The sequence below is a fragment of the Pedobacter sp. MR2016-24 genome, assembly GCF_026239655.1.
Classification (GTDB): domain Bacteria; phylum Bacteroidota; class Bacteroidia; order Sphingobacteriales; family Sphingobacteriaceae; genus Pedobacter.
This window is the reverse complement of sequence record NZ_JAPIVO010000008.1, coordinates 36,036-56,045: the sequence shown is the minus strand read 5'-3', so window position 1 is coordinate 56,045 and position 20,010 is coordinate 36,036. Positions and strand designations below refer to the sequence as shown.

The window sequence follows — 20,010 nt, the reverse complement described above, 5'->3', positions numbered from 1 at the left end:
CACCTGAAATATGAAACATCTAATTTTAACAGCATTATTGGTGAGCGGACTTGCCGGTATGATCTCTCCAGCTGCGAATGCACAACAGGATACAGTAATTCGTAAAAGCAGTAAAGCAAAAAATTATACACTGGATGTATCTTTTGGTGATAAGGAAGACAGCACCAAGAATGCGGCTGCACCAAAAGGACGTTTCATGGGTGGAATAACTTTTACAAGAGTAGACTGGGGTTTTTCACGATTGATTGACAATGGTAGTTTCTCTTTGTCGCCCGAAAACAAATTTCTGGATTATAAAGGAGTAAAAACCAGTACTTTCTCATTCGACGTTTTATATTTCGGTTATCGCTTCAACCCTAATTTTAAAGTTTATGTAGCAGGAGGTTTTGACTGGACATTGATCAGATTGAAAAACAATATCACCATTCAACAGAATACACCTGAATTAACTTATGTGAATGAAGAAATAGCTTTCAGCAAAAACAGATTGTCCAGCAGTTATGTACACATTCCTTTGAACTTTGAATTCCGTACCAAAGAAAATGATAAAGGAAAAAGATTTTATTTTGTATTAGGTCCTGAGGTAAGCTTCCTGTTAAATGGAAAAGTGAAGCAGATCAGCGATGAACGTGGCAAACAAAAATTCAGAGATGACTATAACTTTCAGCCAGTTCGTGTAGGTGGTACAGTAAGATTAGGTTATGGCGGAATAGGTCTGTTTACTAAATACTATTTCAATGATATGTTTGATACTGTTGCTCAGAAAGGATTGAGAAATATGTCATTCGGTGTTACTTTCGGATTGAATTAACCCCACAGCATAAAACATATACACACAATTATTAATCCCTTACAGTTCCGGACTGTGAGGGATTTTTCTTTACAAAATTTCATCCTTTAACGTATCAATCGGTAGATATTCCTGAATACACTGAAGTGATGCTTAGTATAAAAAGCAATGTATTCATGTGAAAAAATCCTCGCGAACTGTATCTTTACGGTGTGGACGAAAACATCATCAGCGTTAAGCATTTAACCAAGCAGTATCAGACAGAACAGGTTTCAGGAATAATTGATATCAATTTTGATATAAAAAGGGGGGAAGTGATTGCTATCATCGGCGAAAGCGGAAGTGGTAAATCAACCCTGTTGAAGTCAATATTCGGCTTCTTAAAAGTAGATGAAGGGGAAGTAATGTTTAACGGTAAAAGAGTTCTTGGTCCGCATGAACAGTTGATTCCCGGTCATAAAGAGATGAAAATGGTGACGCAGGACTTCTCGCTCAATATCTATGCGAAGGTTTATGACAATATCGCTTCTGCGCTTTCCAATACGGACGTAAAGTCCAAACAGGAGAAGACCGTTGCTATGATGGAGCACCTGCACATCGGACATTTAAGGGAAAAACGAATTACTGAACTTAGTGGGGGAGAGCAGCAAAGGGTGGCGATTGCAAGGGCAATGGTTACCGATACCAAGCTGTTATTATTGGATGAACCATTTAGTCAGGTGGATGCATTATTAAAGAATCAATTGCGGGCCGATATTAAGCGCATAGCGGCAGAAACAGGAGTAACCGTGATCATGGTGTCTCACGATCCTGCAGATGGTTTATTTCTGGCCGATCAGCTATTGCTGATTAAGGATGGTAAACTGATCCAAAAAGGAGAACCTTCTTTTGTATATAACAATCCGGAACACGTTTACACTGCACAGATTTTAGGAAATGCAGTAGTGCTGCATGCAGAAGAAGCAGCAAAATTAGGGATCATGTCCAAAACGGAAACTGTTGTCTTTTATCCCGAATGGGTCGAATTGAAAACTGGCTGGAGTAGTGCTGGTAAACGCTTTGAAGTGAAAGATGTTTACTATAAGGGATTTTATGAGGAACTATTGCTGGAGAGAAATGGCGTTATGATCAGGGCCATTCAACTGAACAGGGGAGAGCATAAAAAAAACGACCACGTTCAGGCGAACATTGGTCGTTTCTTAAATTTTTAAGCTAGTTAATCAATTAGCAATGCATCTATCAGAGTTACTTTTGCAGTAGTTACCGTAAGCGGTAAGTTAGGCAATGTTGTGTTGTTAACACTGTTGATATAGATTGTTAGTTTACCGGGTTGAGAGTTGAAGGTATAAGACGCTCCACCATATACCTGCGGTAGTCCTTCGTATACATCCGGATTAGCAAAAGACATTGAAACTATAACATGTCCGCTCTGATTGAAATTACTATTGTTTTCAGGAAGATCAATGTTAGTGTAATAATACGGTCCGTCAGTCGCACGCACCCAGTTTGCAAGTGGGATATCAACGAGGATTGTTCTATTTGTAGGATCTGTTACCAGAACCTCTTTCTTACAAGACGACAGACCCACTGTCAGAATGCAAAGAAATAAGAGTATTGTTTTTTTCATATTGTGTATTTTTTTAATAGGAGCAAATCTATTGCCAGTTTTAAATTCTAAGCTTATGACTTCATCCGGTGAAAAAGGATTAAGCACCCTGTTTATGTAAAGATATATTTTTAGTAAAATATATTTAAACAATGTACTCATTAATTTACACATATAAAACCAGGTCAGGTGTAATCTGGTATTTACTGCTGTAAATAAAAAAGGGATACTGTATAAACAATATCCCTTGATTTTTAAATCAATTTCGGATTAAACGAGATATTCAAACAATGTCTGGTCATTGTTTAATTCTATCACTTCAAATTTAAAATCAGCCATTCTCTGTTTAAGGGAGGCATAATCAGAAGCTTCCTGAAGCTCAATGCCCACCAGCGCCGGTCCGTTCTCGCGATTTGTTTTCTTAATGAATTCGAACCTGGTGATATCATCATTTGGCCCCAGTACATTGTTCACAAAAGCTTTTAGCGCTCCGGGTCTTTGGGGGAAACGCACAATGAAATAATGTTTAAGTCCTTCAAATAACAATGACTTTTCCTTTATTTCCTGCATCCGCTCAATGTCGTTATTACCACCGCTTACAATGCAGACTACAGTCTTGTTAGCTATGGTGTCCTTTAGCTGATCCAGAGAAGCCACCGCTAATGCCCCGGCAGGTTCAACCACAATGGCGTCTTCATTATACAATTTCAGAATCGTAGTGCAGATCTTGCCCTCAGGAATTAATAACATCTGGTCAAGCAATTCGCTGCAATATTCAAAAGTCAGGTTGCCTACGCGTTTCACCGCAGCACCGTCTACAAAACGGTCGATATATTCCAGTGTAACCGGACTTCCGTTTTTTAGTGCCTGATTCATAGAAGGTGCCCCTTCGGGCTCTACCCCGATCAGCTGGATCGCAGGATTGATGTTCTTAAAGTAGCTACCCACACCGGAAGCTAAACCACCACCGCCAATCGGCATGATCACGACTTCAGTTTCTGGTAAATCCTGATAAATTTCAACACCAACCGTACCCTGACCTTCAATAATTTTTGCATTATCAAAAGGTGGAATAAACACCATTTCATGCTTGGCAGTGTATATCAGTGCCTCTTTCATGCAGTCGTCGAAAGTATCACCAACCAGAACGATCTTGATATTATCACCACCAAACATCTCTGTCTGTTTGATCTTCTGACGAGGCGTAATTTCAGGCATAAAGATAACGCCCTGAATATTTAGCTTTTTACATGAATAAGCTACACCCTGCGCATGATTACCTGCACTTGCGCAAACCACCCCGCGTAAACGTTGTGACTCATCCAGCGTGCTGATCATATTGTATGCACCGCGTAGTTTATACGAGCGCACAATCTGCAGGTCTTCTCTTTTTAAGTATATTTTAGCATTGTACTTTTTTGACAATCCTTCGTTATATTCTAATTGAGTGTGTTTTACCGTATCTGAAATTCTTGCAGCTGCGGCATGAAAGTCCAGTTCTACCTCTTGTTCTGCGTTCATACTATAAGAATTTATTCAATGCGTCCAGATAAGCATCTGCGGATGCCTTTACTATATCAGTGCTGAATCCGTATCCTAAATAAGATTTCTCTTCATAAGACACCCTCATATGCACCTTGCTCACATCATCGCTGCCGCCATGGATAGCCTGAATAGTGAATTCCTTCAACTGAATGTCTTTTCCGATAATATTTTCTATCGCTTTGATCGTCGCATTTACCGGTCCGTTGCCTTCTGAACTTGCTTCATGTTCTACACCTTCATATTCCAGTTTTACAGTTGCGGTAGGGTGGGTCTGATCACCACAAACTACTTGTAAAGAGTTTAGTTTATAACCATTTTTATAAGTATCCTCTTCGCTATCGCTCATCAATGCTAACAAGTCATCATCTTTGATCTCTTTCTTCGCATCGGCAACCAGCAGGAATTGCTCATATACCTGGTCAAGATTGATTTTGTCTATTTCATAACCTAATCTTTCCAGGTGATGTTTTAATGCATGGCGACCACTGCGTGCTGTCAGGATGATATCAGATTGATTGATACCTACATCCTCAGGATTGATAATTTCATAGTTTTCCCTGTGTTTAAGGAAACCATCCTGGTGAATTCCAGAGCTATGTGCAAATGCATTCTGGCCAATAATTGCTTTGTTTGGCTGTACGGGCATACGCATCATGCGGCTTACCATATTACTGATCTGACTGAAATGTTTGGTGTTGATATTGGTATGTAAGTTCAGCGCATGGTGTGTTTTTAATACCATTGCTACTTCTTCTAATGCTGTATTTCCTGCACGTTCACCAATACCGTTAATGGTACATTCTACCTGGCGGGCACCGTTAATTACACCAGCCAAAGTATTTGCTGTCGCCAAACCGAGGTCATTATGGCAATGCACAGAAATGATCGCCTGATCTATGTTTTTCACATTTTCCTTCAAATAAAGGATTTTAGAGCCGTACTGTTCTGGTAAGCAGTAACCATTGGTATCAGGGATATTTACTACTGTAGCACCTGCAGCAATAACTGCTTCAATCATCTGGGCTAAGAAAAAATTGTCTGCGCGACCAGCATCTTCGGCATAAAATTCAATATCTTCAACAAACTGTTTTGCATATTTTACAGCTTCAACTGCGCGTGCAAGAATGTCCTCACGTGTGCTGTTGAATTTATATTTGATGTGCATATCAGAGGCACCGATTCCTGTATGGATACGTGGGCGCTTTGCATATTTAAGTGCTGCGGCAGCCGCATCGATATCCCCTTTATTTGCTCTTGTTAAGGCACAGATTATCGGGTCCTGAACTGCTTTTGACAGCTCCACTACACTTTGGAAATCACCAGGGCTTGAAATAGGGAAACCTGCTTCGATCACGTCAACACCCAGTGCTTCCAATGCTTTAGCAATTTCTATTTTTTCCGGAGTGGATAACTGACAGCCGGGTACCTGCTCCCCATCACGAAGGGTAGTATCAAATACGTAAACTCTATTCGGATCGTGTAACATAGTCGTGTAGGTTAGTTAGTGTAAGTTTTTTGTGTAATATATTTTAAGACGAGTTTACCCATTTCTTCAGTACCTAATACATGATAAGGACTGGTTGAGTCATCAGCGATGTCGTTAGTTCTGAAACCTTCTTTCAGTACCCTGTCAATCGAAGAAATGATCAGCTGTGCTTCTTCTTTCAGTCCGAAGCTGATTTCGAGCATCAGTGCTACAGAAAGAATAGACGCCAGTGGATTTGCCAGGTCTTTTCCGGTGATATCATGTGCCGAACCATGGATCGGCTCAAAAAATCCGGTGCCATCGCCAACAGAAGCGGAAGCCAGCATACCCATCGAGCCTGCAATCTGCGAAGCTTCGTCTGTAAGGATGTCACCAAATAAGTTAGCAGTTAATACCACATCAAATTGTTTAGGATCTTTAATGAGCTGCATGGCCGCATTATCTATAAACATATGCGTAGTTTCTACCTCTGGATATTGTTTTCCGATCTCCTGAACTGTTTCTCTCCACAATCTTGAGCTTTCTAAAACGTTCGCTTTATCTACAGAGCATAACTTTCTGCCTCTCTGCATAGCGGCTTCATAAGCTTTGTGCGCAATTCTTTCGATCTCATATTTGTGGTAAATCATCAGGTCGGAAGCGGTATTTCTATCTTCTGATCTTACCTTATCACCGAAATAAACGTCACCTGTCAATTCGCGGAAAAATAAGATGTCTGTACCTTTAAGGATGCTCGCCTTGATGCTTGAAGCATTTAATAACTCATCGAAAAGCATAATAGGACGCAGATTTGCATACAGGCCTAACTCTTTACGGATTTTCAGTAAACCTTGTTCAGGACGCACTTTTAATGATGGATCATTGTCATATTTAGCATGTCCTACGGCACCAAAAAGTATGGCATCGCTTTTTTTAGCTTTCTCTAATGTCTCATCCGGCAGCGGATTTCCTGTAGCCTCTATTGCGGCATGGCCCATTAAGGCTTCATCAAATGAAAACTCGTGATCAAAGCTGGTTGCAATCTGTTCTAATACGGCTTTTCCCCAAGTAGTAACTTCAGGACCTATCCCGTCACCGGGTATAACTAATATATTTTTCTTCATTATATTAAACGCTTTCTAATATAGTTTCTACGGATTTTACTGTTCCGTTTTCTAATAAAATTCTTTTCTCTATACAAGCTGGTAGCTGTGATTCAAAGTGGCCCACGTAAATCAATGTTGTTCCATTTTTACATAATTCATCTACCAGTTTGTTAAAATATTGTGTCTGATGCTGATCCAATCCCTGGCAGGGTTCGTCCAGTATTAATAATTCGGGATTTTTTATAATTGTACGTGCCAGTAGTGCAAGCCGTTGTTTGCCAAGTGGTAACTGGTTCATCAGGCTATCCTGATATTCTGTCAATCCGAAATAGCTGATCAGCTCATCTGCCTGTGTTTTTTGCGTGTAATTTGCCTCACGGAATAATCCGGAGCTATCAAAAAAGCCAGAGATGATACTTTGCCTTACCGTCGCAGCAGGATCGAAATACCAGTGCAGTTCTGGTGAGATTAATCCAATACGCTTTTTAATATCCCAAATACTTTCACCGCTCCCTCTTTTATTACCAAACAGGTAAAAATTATTCGCATAGGCCTGTGGATGATCGCCCGTAATCAGACTGAGTAAAGTCGATTTTCCGGAGCCATTGTGGCCTTGTAAAAGCCACTTTTCTCCAGCTTTAACTTCCCAGCTGATATTTTTTAATACCTGCTTCTCGTCATAACGAATGTTGACATCTATCATTTTAATGATGCTGTCAGCAGAAGAAAGAGGAGCTTGATTTAAAAATTCAGGAACAGCGATGCCATTGTGTTCGTCTGCCACATGATGGTAATCTGCATTTGACATTTCACTGATCTGTCCGTTTTTAATCTCGGCAAAATGTTGAATTGAAGAAGGCAATTCTGTCTCATTGCTGATCAGGATCAGCTGTGTTCCATTTGCAGAAATCTCCTCCAGTAAGTGATTTAAATGCTGACGGGAAAGTTTATCTAATCCGTTATAGGGCTGATCGATGATGAGTAACTGAGGTCTGAACCACAATGCCCGCACCAACTGTAGTTTTTTATGCTCCCCGCTGGATAGCTGTATCAATGTAGAGTGGAGTAAGTCTGAGAAACCTAATGCATCGACTAATCTTTCAGCTTCGCTGAACTGAAGCCGATGTTTGACACCGTAACCTTCTAACTCCGCTCTTACGGTTGCTGTGGTTTCTGTTGCCTGTTTATTATAGCGTTGCTGATAGTAAAAGTTAGACTGACCTTCCAGGTCTTTGAACTGATACCAGTTGGCTACATATAAAGCAACAGCAGGCAATTCACTTTTTGGATCAAAATTTACTTCAATAGTTCCCTGAACTTTGGTTAACCCGGCAATTGCCTTTGCTAATGTTGTTTTTCCACTCCCGCTGGCACCGCGCAGTAACCAGTTTTCATTGCGCTTTATTGTCCAGCTCAAATCCTGTAACACCGGTTTATGGTGATACTTCAGATTAATGTTAGTAATATGGACGACGGGATTTGACATTATTTTGCTTGTTCGAATTCTTCAATTAAATGCTTCTGGTCAAGGATAAAATCTATATCATCATAACCATTAATCAGACAAGTTTTTTTATAACTGTTAATCTCAAAATCAGTTTTTTCACCAGTATCAGCGATAGTAACAGTCTGATTTTCCAGATCCACATCGAGCTGTGCCTTGTGATTTTTACCAACAGCAGCAAATATGGCCGCAAGGAATGCCTCGCTAACCTGGATAGGCAGTAAACCATTGTTTAAGGCGTTACCTTTGAAAATATCCGCAAAAAAGCTGCTGATGACCACGTCAAAACCAGCGTCCTGGATAGCCCATGCCGCATGCTCACGACTACTTCCGCAGCCGAAGTTTTTTCCTGCGACTAAAACCTGCCCGCTGTAAGTAGGGTTGTTGAGTACAAAATCAGCTTTCAATGTATTATCGCCATTATAACGCCAGTCGCGGAATAAATTCTCGCCAAATCCTTCACGGGTTGTTGCTTTTAAAAACCTCGCCGGAATGATCTGGTCAGTATCAATATTTTCTATATTTAAAGGCACCAGGCCTGATATCAGTCTTTCGAATTTTTTCATTTCCTTTTCTATTAAGCTTCTGCCAACATTTCTCTCACATCGGTAATTTTTCCTGTAATTGCGGCAGCAGCAGCAGTTAATGGACTTACCAGCAGTGTTCTTGAATCAGGACCCTGCCTGCCTTCAAAATTTCTGTTTGAAGTGGAAATACAATATTTTCCGGCCGGAATTTTATCTTCGTTCATTCCCAGACATGCACTGCATCCTGGTTCACGTAACTGAAATCCGGCGCGCTCGAATATTTTATCAAGACCTTCGTTGATCGCTTGTTGTTCCACTTGCTTTGATCCCGGAACAATCCATACTGTAACGTTTTCTGCTTTCTGTTTATCCTTTACAAATTCAGCTACTTCACGCAAATCCTCGATCCGGGAATTGGTGCAGCTGCCAATAAATACATAATCAACCGGTTTACCGATAAGTGATGAATTATCATCGAAGCCCATATAATCCAGTGCCTTTTGATAAGACAATTGCTCTTTATCTGGTTGATCGCTGGTTGAAGGGATATTTTCTTTTATGCCCATTCCCATACCCGGATTTGTACCATAGGTAATCATTGGTGCAATATCTTCCGCTTCAAAAGTTAAAACGCTGTCAAATTTAGCATCAGCATCACTATACAATGTTTTCCAGTAAGCCAGTGCTTTATCCCATTCTGCACCTGCAGGGGCAAACTCTCTGCCTTTGATATAGTCAAAAGTAGTTTGGTCAGGCGCGATTAATCCGCCTCTGGCACCCATTTCTATACTCATGTTGCAAATCGTCATTCTCGCTTCCATACTCAAAGCTTCAATTGCCGAACCTGCATATTCAATAAAATAACCTGTACCACCGGCAGCAGATATTTTAGAAATGATATATAAAATGATGTCTTTAGCAGTAACGCCTTTCCCTAATTTACCATTCACTTCAATTTTCATGGTTTTTGGTCTTTGCTGCAAGAGACATTGCGTTGCAAACACCTGTTCCACCTGCGATGTACCAATGCCAAAGGCAATAGCGCCAAAAGCACCATGCGTAGAGGTGTGGCTATCGCCGCAAACCATAGTTTTTCCTGGTAAGGTAATGCCCAGTTCGGGACCAATTACGTGTACAATACCCTGAAAAGGGTGACCTAAACCATACAGTTCGATACCAAATTCCGCACAGTTTTTAGTCAGCATATCCACCTGGTAGCGTGAAAGCTCTTCCTTTATCGGCTGCAGCTGGTTAATGGTAGGTACATTATGGTCGGCCGTAGCCACTGTTTGTTTTGGACGGAAAACGGGTAATCCTCTTTTACGTAAGCCATCGAAAGCTTGTGGTGAGGTTACCTCGTGGATTAAATGCGTATCAATGTATAAAATATCAGGAAATCCTGCTTCGCTTTTTACCACGTGTGCATCCCATATCTTCTCTACTAATGTTTGTGACATCTTTTTAGTTTTTTTGTAAACCTCTCAGGTAATTGCCTGAGAGGTTTTTATTTTTTATGCAGTTTTTATTGATTTCATTGCAGTCATTGCTTTTCTTAGCTCTGCTCCGATAACTTCAACTTCATGAGAACGAATCACTTCATTTACTGAAATCAATGCTCTGTTGTCTACAGAACCGTCTTTATCTTCGTTAAAGTTTTTACCGATCAGATCAGTATCTACCCTGGTCATGAAATCTGCCAGCAGTGGCTTACAAGCATGATCAAATAAGTAACAGCCGTACTCTGCAGTATCAGAAATTACCCTGTTCATTTCGAATAATTTTTTACGTGCAATGGTATTTGCGATGAGTGGAGTTTCGTGTAGAGACTCGTAGTAGGCCGACTCAGGTTTGATTCCTGCCTCTACCATCGTTTCAAAGGCAAGCTCAACACCAGCTCTGATAAATGCAACCATTAATAATGCGTTATCGAAATATTCCTGCTCGCCGATTTTCACGTTTCCTGCAGGTGTTTTTTCAAAAGCAGTTTCGCCAGTTGCCGCGCGCCATGCCAATAAGTTTTTATCGCCTGCTGCCCAGTCTTCCATCATCGTGCGACTAAATTCGCCGCTCATGATATCGTCCTGGTGTTTCTGGAATAATGGGCGCATGATAGTTTTCAGTTCCTCTGAAATCTCGAATGCTTTGATCTTTGCCACATTGCTCAATCTGTCCATCATTGCTGTAATACCACCTTGTTTTAGAGCTTCGGTGATTACTTCTACACCGTATTGAACAAGTTTAGAAGCATAACCAGCATCAATTCCTTTTTCCACCATTTTATCGAATGACAGGATAGAACCGGTTTGCAACAGACCGCAAAGGATAGTTTGCTCACCCATCAAATCAGATTTTACTTCAGCTACAAAAGATGATTTCAAAACACCAGCTCTGTGACCACCTGTACCTACACAGTAAGCTTTAGCCTGCACTAAACCTTTTCCTTCAGGATCGTTTTCGGGATGTACTGCAATCAGCGTAGGTACACCAAAACCTCTTACATATTCTGCTCTTACCTCACTGCCGGGACATTTAGGTGCTACCATGATCACCGTAATATCTTTACGGATCTGCATGCCTTCTTCCACAATGTTAAAACCGTGTGAGTATAATAAAGTAGCACCTTGTTTCATTAAAGGCATGATTGCATTCACTACAGCGGTATGCTGTTTATCAGGTGTTAGGTTAATCACTACATCAGCTTCAGGGATTAATTCTTCATAAGTACCTACAGTAAAATTATTCTCTGTAGCATTTTTCCATGAATCTCTTTTGCCTTCTATAGCTTCTTTACGTAAAGTGTAGGCAATATTTAAACCACTATCTCTTAAATTTAAACCTTGGTTCAGGCCTTGTGCACCGCATCCTACAATGACTAGTTTTTTTCCTTTTAGTGCGTCTACACCATCCAGAAATTCAGCACTGTCCATGAAATCGCATACGCCTAATTGGTTCAGTTTTTCTCTAAGAGGTAGTGTGTTAAAATAATTTGACATCGTTTTTATTTTTTTTGATTATTAAGGTTCGGTTTATTCTATTATCTGGTGATGATGTGATCTCCGGGGACTACATCGTAAATACATTTTTTTCTTTGTCCAGGAATTCATTCTCTATCACTTCCTGTCCAGGCTCCAGTCGCTCAAATTCTCTCAGCTTACTGTTGAAACCTTCACTGTCTTTGATAATGGCTACCCTTGCACTGCGCACAAATTCTATCAGTCCGTAAGGCTGCAGTACTTCGATCAGTTTATCAGTTTCCTGGCGGTGACCTGTAGCTTCAAATACAGTATAATCTTTACGGATCACTACTGCTCTTGCACCGTTTTCACGTAACAAACGCTCCACCAGTACTTTTTCAGCAACAACTTCTGTAGGCAGTTTATAAAGCGCCATTTCCTGCCAGATGATATCCTCGTTGGTATTATAATATACTTTCAGTACTTCAACCTGCTTTTCGATCTGTCTGGCCAGTTTGCGTACTACCTCATCAGTTTCTGTGATCAGAATGTTGAAACGGTGAATATGTTCAATTTCAGAAGGGGAGACGTTCAGACTTTCAATGTTGATCTTTCTTCTGGAAAATATTATGGCAATACGGTTAAGTATACCAATCTGATTTTCTGTATATACCGTAATGGTAAATTCCTGTTTAGCATTTGCTAATTCTATATCCTGGGAACTGCTCATGGTCTTTAATTATTTAAGTCTGATTTCACTTACACTACAGCCCTGAGGAACCATAGGGAATACATTATGTTCTTTAGCTACCATTACCTCTAAAAGGAATGATCCGGGATGGTTCAGCATCTCTTCTAAACCACTCACCAGGTTTTGACGTTCAGTTACTTTTTTACCAGCTATATAATAAGCTTCGGCAACCTTCACAAAATCAGGACTGGTGATGTCTACAAATGAATAGCGTTTTTCGTTAAAAAGCTCCATCCACTGGCGTACCATCCCTAAGAACTGATTGTTCAGAATAAGGATCTTTACATCCACACCGAACTGCATAATCGTACCCATTTCCTGTAAGGTCATCTGAAATCCACCATCGCCGATAACTGCAATGACCGTACGGTTCGGTGCCCCATATTTAGCACCTATCGCTGCCGGCAGGCCAAATCCCATGGTTCCTAATCCACCACTGGTTACACTTAAGCGGGTAGTATTCAGTTGGCCATATCTGCAGGCAACCATTTGATGCTGACCAACGTCGCTTACAATAACAGCCTCACCTTTGGTCAGGATATTTAACTGGTTGATTACTTCGCCCATCGTTAAATCTCCGGTCTGGGGATTTAATTCTTTCTGAATCAGTTCTTCCTGCTCAATTTTTTCAAATGCCTTGAATTCAGCTAACCATGCATCATGCGTTTTTTCCGTAATCAGGCTGGTAAGTAAAGGGAGTGTTTCTTTGCAATCTCCCCAAACCGGTACATCAGCTTTTACGTTTTTGTCAATCTCAGCCGGGTCTATATCCAGGTGAACAACCTTAGCTTGTTTCGCATATTTATCCAAACGCCCGGTCACCCGGTCATCGAAGCGCATACCGATAGCGATTAATACATCACAGGCATTCGTTTGTACATTTGGTCCATAGTTACCATGCATACCCAGCATTCCAACATTCAAAGGATGGTCGCTGGGAATAGCGCCTGCACCAAGAATGGTCCATGCCGCCGGAATACCGCTTTTTTCAACAAAATCTTTAAACTCCTGCTCAGCACTACCCAATAATACACCTTGTCCAAAAAGGATGAAAGGCTTTTTCGCACTATTGATTAAAGCAGCCGCCTGCTCAATATATTCGTTTCTAACGATAGGTTTTGGTCGGTAGCTACGGATGTGGTTACAAGGGGTATATCCTTCATAATCAAACAACTGTATCTGTGCATTTTTAGTGATGTCAATCAAAACAGGTCCCGGTCTGCCACTGCGGGCTATGTAAAAAGCCTTGGCTAATACCACAGGGATTTCTGTTGCATCCGTTACCTGGTAATTCCATTTGGTTACCGGTGCACTGATGTTGATTACATCTGTTTCCTGGAAAGCATCTGTACCTAAGAGGTGTGCAAAAACCTGCCCGGTGATACAAACAAGAGGAGTACTGTCTATCTGTGCATCTGCAAGACCTGTAATCAGGTTGGTTGCACCCGGGCCGCTTGTCGCGAATACCACACCCACTTTGCCGGAAGTACGGGCAAAACCTTGTGCAGCATGTGAAGCACCCTGCTCATGTCTGACTAATATATGGTTTAACTTTTCTTTATAATCATAGATCGCATCATAAATAGGCATGATGGCGCCGCCCGGATAACCAAAAATGGTTTCTGTTCCTTCGGCAATTAATCCTTCCAGCAGTGCAACAGAACCCGAAACCCTTGTTGTCTTTTTAGGTTCGGTTAAGGTGGTTGCTTCCTCTTGTGCTATTTCCATTTTATTCGTTTTAATTTGGTCCTTGGTTAATTAATCTGTGTAGGCATCAGTTACACAACCTTCACTTGCATTACTTACTAATTTAGAATACTTGTAGAGCACACCACTTTTGACGGGTGGTGGTAACTGTATCCATGCCGCCCGGCGTGCTGCAAGCTCTTCATCAGAGATGTTCAGGTGCAGTGTATTGTTCACCGCGTCAATGGTAATCAGGTCATTGTCTTTTACCAGGCCAATATTTCCACCATCCCATGCTTCTGGTGTAATGTGTCCTACAACAAATCCGTGTGTACCACCAGAGAAGCGGCCATCTGTGATGAGGGCTACTGACTTTCCTAATCCGGCTCCTATGATTGCGGAGGTAGGTTTTAGCATTTCCGGCATTCCCGGCGCACCTTTTGGTCCCACCTGGATAATCACTACTACATCTCCTTTTTGTACTTTACCGCTTTGGATACCTGAAATCAGCTTTTGTTCGCCTTCAAATACACGTGCCGGACCTTCAAATCTTTCTCCTTCTTTACCGGAGATTTTGGCAACAGCACCTTTCTCGGCCAGGTTACCATATAACATCTGAAGGTGACCTGTAGGTTTCAAAGCCTGTTCAACCGGAAAGATGACCTTTTGTGTGTCGAAATTAAGATCTGCTGCATCAGCAACATTTTCTGCCAGTGTACTACCGGTAACCGTTAAACAATCACCGTGAACCAGCCCTACTTTCAACAGGTATTTTAAGATGGCAGGAACACCACCAATATCATGAACATCTTCCATCAGGTACTGACCACTTGGCTTTAAGTCGGCCAATACAGGAGTGTTGTCACTGATCCTTTGGAAATCTTCTAATTTTAAATTCAACCCAACCGATTTAGCCATTGCAATTAAGTGCAGCACCGCATTGGTTGAGCCTCCTAACACCATTACCGTAACGATTGCATTGTGGAATGCTTTTTCAGTCATGATATGTGAAGGGAGGATGTTTTTTTCTAACAGTACCCGGATGGCTTTACCAGCTGACAGGCATTCCTCTTTCTTTTCTTCGCTTAATGCAGGATAAGAAGAGCTGTAAGGCAAGCTCATTCCTAACGCTTCAATGGCAGAAGCCATTGTATTGGCCGTATACATACCGCCACATGCACCAGCACCCGGGCAGGTATGGCGAATGATTCCCTGGTAATCTTCTTCAGACAGGTTGCCCGCAAGTTTTTCACCTAAGGCTTCAAAAGCAGATACTATATTTAATGATTTTCCTTTATATTTTCCTGAATGGATACTGCCACCGTAAACCATAATTGAGGGTCTGTCCAGTCTGCCCATTGCCATGATAGATCCCGGCATGTTTTTATCACAGCCCGGAATAGTGATCAGGCCATCGTAATATTGTCCGCCGCAAATAGTTTCGATAGAGTCTGCAATTACATCTCTGGAAACCAAGGAATAACGCATGCCATCAGTTCCGTTAGACATTCCATCACTTACACCGATAGTACCAAAAGTCAGGCCTACCATATCATTTTTCCATACCCCGTCTTTAACGATTTTTGCAAGATCGTTCAAGTGCATATTACAGGTGTTTCCATCATAACCCATGCTCGCAATACCGACTTGTGCTTTGGACATATCTTCGGTTGTAAGTCCAATACCATATAACATGGCTTGTGCACCCGGTTGAGTAGGATCTTGTGTAAATGTTTTACTGTAACGGTTTATTTCTGGTGATTCTGACATTTTGTTGTACGCTTATTTTATTATATGATTACTTCGTAGTTTTGTTTTTCCAATACCAATGCTTTATAAGTACGCTGCAAAGTTGCACCTAAAGTTTCTGTCCATACCGCCGGAAAGCTAACCTCGTCAACAGATGCAATGCCTGCAATTTCTGCCGCTGTGCCACATAAGAATGCACTGTCTGCACTTTTCAGGTCGTCGACCGACAAGTGTTTTTCAATACATTCAATATCCAGGGTTTTACATAATTTAATGATTGTTGCCCGGGTTATTCCAGGTAAGATATTTCCCAGTGGGGGAGTGTACAGTTTTCCACCTTTCTCCATGAATACATTCGCTCCTGATGCTTCAGCAATGTTGTTATGCATATCCAGTAAGATTGCTTCATCATAACCTTTGCTCTTGGCCTCTGTGGTTGCTAAGATAGAATTCACATAATGTCCGCTTGCTTTCGCTTCTACATGTGTAGATTTCGGATTTGGTCGCTGGTAACTAGAGATACACACTTTTTGTAAGCTGCTGCCAAGGTAAGTGCCCCAGTCCCACGCACAGATTAATATAGATGCTTCGGTTGCTGCGACCAATGACATATGTGGCGGGCAAAAAACCAACGGGCGGATATACGCATCTTTTAAATTATTTTTCTCCAGTAATTTATAGGTCTGTTTGATCAGCTCATTGATATTGTAAGGGAAAGGGATGTGCATTAATTCTGCTGAGCGCTTTAACCTTTCATAGTGTTCCTTAGCTTTAAAAACCCGTGTGCCATTATGCGTATTATACGCTCTTATTCCTTCAAACACGGCATAACCGTAATGTAATGACTGCCCGTATAAATCTGTTTTGGCATCAGCTGCTTTACTAAACTTCCCGTTTAGATAAAGAAATGTGTTTGAATCGTAGTATTGCATTTTGGCTGGGTTTCGGTTTGGTGTGTGTGGTCATTTAAAAAAAGCGCCTCTTTTGGGAGGCGCTTCAGATATATTGTGAGTTAAATATTCATTTACAGCGCCTTGTTCTCCTGAAGAATCAGCAGAAGGAACAGGTTAATAATGACATTAATTTTGGCTGTAACTGAGGTATTCATGATTTGTCTTTTTTGTTTGCTTTATATAAATCCAATTTAGTTTATGCTTCACACACTGTCAATAGCAGAATGAAAATAAATGAAAAAAAATATTATTCCGTAAATAATGATATTTACCTTTTATTATTCTTATTTGTATGCATTGTGCGTACCTAAAAGTGGCGATCACTATACCGAATATGATATCGGTATTCGGTATAGATGTTATGCTTGCATTGTAAATATAGCATATTTCTGCTTAAAAACCGGAAAATGCTATTGGGATTTGATTTATTGAGCAGCTGTCCTTTGCAAATTTGGGCACATCCCGGGGCATAAAAAAAGGCTGAACTCTCACGAGCCAGCCTTCTTCCTAAATGATGATAAAATATTAAGCAACCCCCTCGGCTAAAACAATGATCTTGTTTTTTAAAACTTCGACAACACCACCTTTAATAATGAAGGTTTCTTCGTCGGTGGTTTTGCTTTTAATAATTACCGGTCCATCTTCTAAAGTTGAAATGATAGGCGCATGGTCTTTCAATATCTGGAAAGATCCCATAGTACCTGGTACCGTAACCGCAGTTACTTCGCCTTCAAAGACTTTTTTATCTGGTGTTAATATTTCTAATGTCATATATGTGAGTATATACGCTGTATTAAGCGTTTGCTTCAGCTAATAGTTTCTTTCCTTTTTCAACTGCATCTTCAATGCTACCTACCAGGTTAAATGCAGCTTCAGGGTACTCATCAACTTCACCATCCATAATCATATTAAATGCTTTGATAGTTTCTTTGATGTCAACCAATACACCTTTTAATCCAGTGAACTGCTCAGCTACGTGGAAAGGCTGAGATAAGAAACGCTGAACACGACGTGCACGGTGAACAACTAATTTATCTTCCTCAGATAACTCATCCATACCTAAGATGGCGATGATATCCTGTAACTCTTTATAACGCTGAAGAATTTCTTTAACACGTTGAGCCGTGTTATAGTGTTCGTCACCTAAAATAGCAGGAGAAAGGATACGTGAAGTAGAACTTAATGGATCTACAGCAGGATAGATACCTAGCTCAGCAATTTTACGGGATAATAAAGTAGTTGCATCCAGGTGGGCAAATGTAGTTGCCGGAGCCGGGTCAGTCTCATCATCTGCAGGAACGTATACCGCCTGTACAGATGTAATTGAACCACGTTTAGTTGAAGTAATACGCTCCTGCATTAATCCCATCTCTGTTGCCAGAGTTGGTTGATAACCTACTGCAGAAGGCATACGGCCTAAAAGTGCTGATACTTCAGAACCAGCTTGTGTGAAACGGAAAATGTTGTCAACAAAGAAAAGGATATCCTTTCCTGCGCCTTCGCCATCACCATCACGGAAATATTCAGCAACTGTAAGTCCTGATAAGGCAACACGTGCACGTGCACCAGGAGGCTCGTTCATTTGTCCGAATACCAATGTTGCTTTAGATTCTTTTAATTTATCGGTGTCAACTTTACTTAAGTCCCATCCACCTTTTTCCATTGAATGAAGGAATTCTTCACCATAGTTGATTACACCAGATTCGATAAACTCACGTAAAAGGTCATTACCTTCACGAGTACGCTCACCCACACCAGCGAATACTGATAAACCATCATATGCTTTCGCGATGTTGTTTACCAATTCCATAATCAATACAGTTTTACCAACACCCGCACCACCGAAAAGACCAATTTTACCACCTTTTACATAAGGCTCTAATAAGTCAATTACTTTGATACCTGTGTAAAGTACTTCAGATTCAGTAGATAGTTCATCAAAACGCGGAGGAGCATTGTGGATAGATTTACCACCAGTTTTATCAACCTGGTTAATACCATCAATCGCTTCACCTATAACATTGAATAAACGACCTTTAATTTGATCACCAACAGGCATTTTAATAGGAGAACCAGTGCTTAAAACGTTCATTCCACGAACAAGACCATCAGTCGAGTCCATTGCAATTGTACGTACGCGGTCTTCGCCAAGATGTTGTTGAACTTCTAAAACGATCTTCTGTCCGTTTTCTTTTTCAATCTCTAATGCAGAGAAAATTTCAGGTAATTGAGCATTGTCAGCAAAACTCACGTCAACTACTGGTCCTATAATCTGCGCTATTTTTCCAATGTTAGGCATATATTGTTTTTGGTAAAATTATAAATATCAAATTGTTAAAGGCTCTTTTCAGGGCTTCAATTCGGTTTGCAAAGCTAAGATTTTTCAATATATTTTTTATATATAAATAAAAAGTTTTTCCACAGTTTTTTTATCAATAATTTAGCTGGTATGAAAACGATATTGGTAACGGGCAGTAATGGCCTTTTAGGACAAAAAATCACCTCTCAGTTCCTTGTTGGTAAACAGTTTAAATTAGTGGCCACTTCGCGGGGAGTGAATCGTTTTCCAGAACATGATGGGTATATCTACGCAGAAATGGATATTCTTGACGCCGAAAATGTAAAAGCGGTGGTAGGATTATATAAACCTGACGCGATTATTCATACTGCCGCATTAACAAATGTTGATACCTGTGAAGCAGAACAGGAACTGGCTTATCAATTAAATGTGGAGGCGGTAAAAACACTTGTTGATATCTGTGAAGTATATAATATACAACTCGTGCATCTGTCGACCGACTTTATCTTTGACGGCGCAAACGGACCATATGATGAACTTGCTGCGCCTAATCCGCTAAGTTATTATGGTAAAACCAAACTGCTGGCCGAAGAGATTATCAGGAATTCTACCTGCAGGTGGGCTATTCTGCGCACCATTATAGTCTATGGTATAGTGCGCGACCTGAGCAGGAGCAATATTGTATTATGGGCAAAAAATGCATTGGAGAAAGGGGAACCAATTAATGTGGTAGACGATCAGTGGCGCACACCCACCCTGGCAGAAGATCTGGCAGATTGCTGTCTGCTCGCCGTAGAGAAAAATGCCTATGGCGTATATAATGCTTCGGGGAAAGATATGATGCGTATTGTAGAACTGGTGTATAGGGTAGCCGATTTCTGGGGACTGGATAAAAGCCCCATTACAGAGATCAGCTCGGCTTCATTAAACCAGACGGCAAAGAGACCGGTACGAACAGGTTTCATTTTGGATAAAGCGATGACAGAACTTGGTTATAATCCACATAGTTTTGAAGAAGGATTACAATTGCTGGATGAGCAATTAAAAGCGATTAAATTATAAACAAATCAATTAT

The 20,010-nt window shown here is 40.8% G+C and carries 17 protein-coding genes; 3 read left to right on the top strand and 14 right to left on the bottom strand.

Features of this window, described 5'->3' with window-relative positions:
* Nucleotides 1-10 precede the first annotated feature (10 nt).
* Both OQX62_RS21095 and OQX62_RS21090 read left to right on the top strand, forming a co-directional pair.
* Nucleotides 11-811 (top strand): outer membrane beta-barrel protein, encoded by an 801-nt coding sequence (locus OQX62_RS21095; protein WP_265833639.1) that lies wholly within the window; start codon nt 11-13, stop codon nt 809-811.
* A 191-nt stretch (nt 812-1,002) separates the two neighbouring features.
* Nucleotides 1,003-2,001, top strand: a complete 999-nt coding sequence (locus tag OQX62_RS21090; RefSeq protein WP_265833638.1) for an ABC transporter ATP-binding protein — start codon at nt 1,003-1,005, stop codon at nt 1,999-2,001.
* Nucleotides 2,002-2,006: 5 nt separating this feature from the next.
* On the opposite strand, the gene OQX62_RS21085 is transcribed toward OQX62_RS21090, so the two are convergent.
* From OQX62_RS21085 to atpD, 14 genes are all read right to left on the bottom strand, one after another.
* Nucleotides 2,007-2,417 carry a hypothetical protein gene (locus tag OQX62_RS21085; RefSeq protein WP_265833637.1) on the bottom strand — a complete coding sequence of 137 codons (411 nt, stop codon included), beginning with the start codon at nt 2,415-2,417 and terminating at the stop codon, nt 2,007-2,009.
* Nucleotides 2,418-2,666: 249 nt separating this feature from the next.
* Nucleotides 2,667-3,917, bottom strand: coding sequence for a threonine ammonia-lyase IlvA (gene ilvA / locus OQX62_RS21080; protein WP_265833636.1), 1,251 nt, complete (start codon nt 3,915-3,917; stop codon nt 2,667-2,669).
* A gap of 1 nt (nt 3,918) precedes the next feature.
* Complete coding sequence (locus OQX62_RS21075; protein ID WP_265833635.1) at nt 3,919-5,427, bottom strand: 2-isopropylmalate synthase; 1,509 nt, start codon at nt 5,425-5,427, stop codon at nt 3,919-3,921.
* An 11-nt stretch (nt 5,428-5,438) separates the two neighbouring features.
* Nucleotides 5,439-6,530: a 3-isopropylmalate dehydrogenase gene (leuB, locus tag OQX62_RS21070; protein WP_265833634.1), complete on the bottom strand. Its 1,092-nt coding sequence runs from the start codon at nt 6,528-6,530 to the stop codon at nt 5,439-5,441.
* A gap of 4 nt (nt 6,531-6,534) precedes the next feature.
* Nucleotides 6,535-7,998: an ATP-binding cassette domain-containing protein gene (locus OQX62_RS21065; protein ID WP_265833633.1), complete on the bottom strand. Its 1,464-nt coding sequence runs from the start codon at nt 7,996-7,998 to the stop codon at nt 6,535-6,537.
* Nucleotides 7,998-8,582 carry a 3-isopropylmalate dehydratase small subunit gene (gene leuD / locus OQX62_RS21060; protein WP_265833632.1) on the bottom strand — a complete coding sequence of 195 codons (585 nt, stop codon included), beginning with the start codon at nt 8,580-8,582 and terminating at the stop codon, nt 7,998-8,000. Before leuD ends, OQX62_RS21065 begins: the two co-directional genes overlap by 1 nt.
* 11 nt (nt 8,583-8,593) lie before the next feature.
* Nucleotides 8,594-10,000: a 3-isopropylmalate dehydratase large subunit gene (gene leuC, locus OQX62_RS21055; protein ID WP_265833631.1), complete on the bottom strand. Its 1,407-nt coding sequence runs from the start codon at nt 9,998-10,000 to the stop codon at nt 8,594-8,596.
* Nucleotides 10,001-10,054: 54 nt separating this feature from the next.
* Nucleotides 10,055-11,536 carry a ketol-acid reductoisomerase gene (gene ilvC / locus OQX62_RS21050; RefSeq protein ID WP_265833630.1) on the bottom strand — a complete coding sequence of 494 codons (1,482 nt, stop codon included), beginning with the start codon at nt 11,534-11,536 and terminating at the stop codon, nt 10,055-10,057.
* Nucleotides 11,537-11,606: 70 nt separating this feature from the next.
* Nucleotides 11,607-12,227 carry an acetolactate synthase small subunit gene (gene ilvN / locus OQX62_RS21045; protein WP_265833629.1) on the bottom strand — a complete coding sequence of 207 codons (621 nt, stop codon included), beginning with the start codon at nt 12,225-12,227 and terminating at the stop codon, nt 11,607-11,609.
* Nucleotides 12,228-12,236: 9 nt separating this feature from the next.
* Complete coding sequence (gene ilvB, locus OQX62_RS21040) at nt 12,237-13,976, bottom strand: biosynthetic-type acetolactate synthase large subunit (protein ID WP_265833628.1); 1,740 nt, start codon at nt 13,974-13,976, stop codon at nt 12,237-12,239.
* A gap of 30 nt (nt 13,977-14,006) precedes the next feature.
* Nucleotides 14,007-15,704, bottom strand: a complete 1,698-nt coding sequence (gene ilvD, locus OQX62_RS21035) for a dihydroxy-acid dehydratase (RefSeq protein WP_265833627.1) — start codon at nt 15,702-15,704, stop codon at nt 14,007-14,009.
* A gap of 20 nt (nt 15,705-15,724) precedes the next feature.
* Nucleotides 15,725-16,615: a branched-chain amino acid transaminase gene (locus OQX62_RS21030; protein ID WP_265833626.1), complete on the bottom strand. Its 891-nt coding sequence runs from the start codon at nt 16,613-16,615 to the stop codon at nt 15,725-15,727.
* Between the two features lie 546 nt (nt 16,616-17,161).
* Nucleotides 17,162-17,407: an ATP synthase F1 subunit epsilon gene (gene atpC / locus OQX62_RS21025; protein WP_265833625.1), complete on the bottom strand. Its 246-nt coding sequence runs from the start codon at nt 17,405-17,407 to the stop codon at nt 17,162-17,164.
* A 22-nt stretch (nt 17,408-17,429) separates the two neighbouring features.
* On the bottom strand, nt 17,430-18,935 hold the full coding sequence (gene atpD / locus OQX62_RS21020; RefSeq protein ID WP_265833624.1) for a F0F1 ATP synthase subunit beta: 1,506 nt from the start codon (nt 18,933-18,935) through the stop codon (nt 17,430-17,432).
* 150 nt (nt 18,936-19,085) lie between these two features.
* Here atpD and OQX62_RS21015 point away from each other — a divergent pair, with 150 nt between their 5' ends.
* On the top strand, nt 19,086-19,997 hold the full coding sequence (locus tag OQX62_RS21015; protein ID WP_265833623.1) for an SDR family oxidoreductase: 912 nt from the start codon (nt 19,086-19,088) through the stop codon (nt 19,995-19,997).
* The last annotated feature ends 13 nt before the right edge of the window (nt 19,998-20,010 follow it).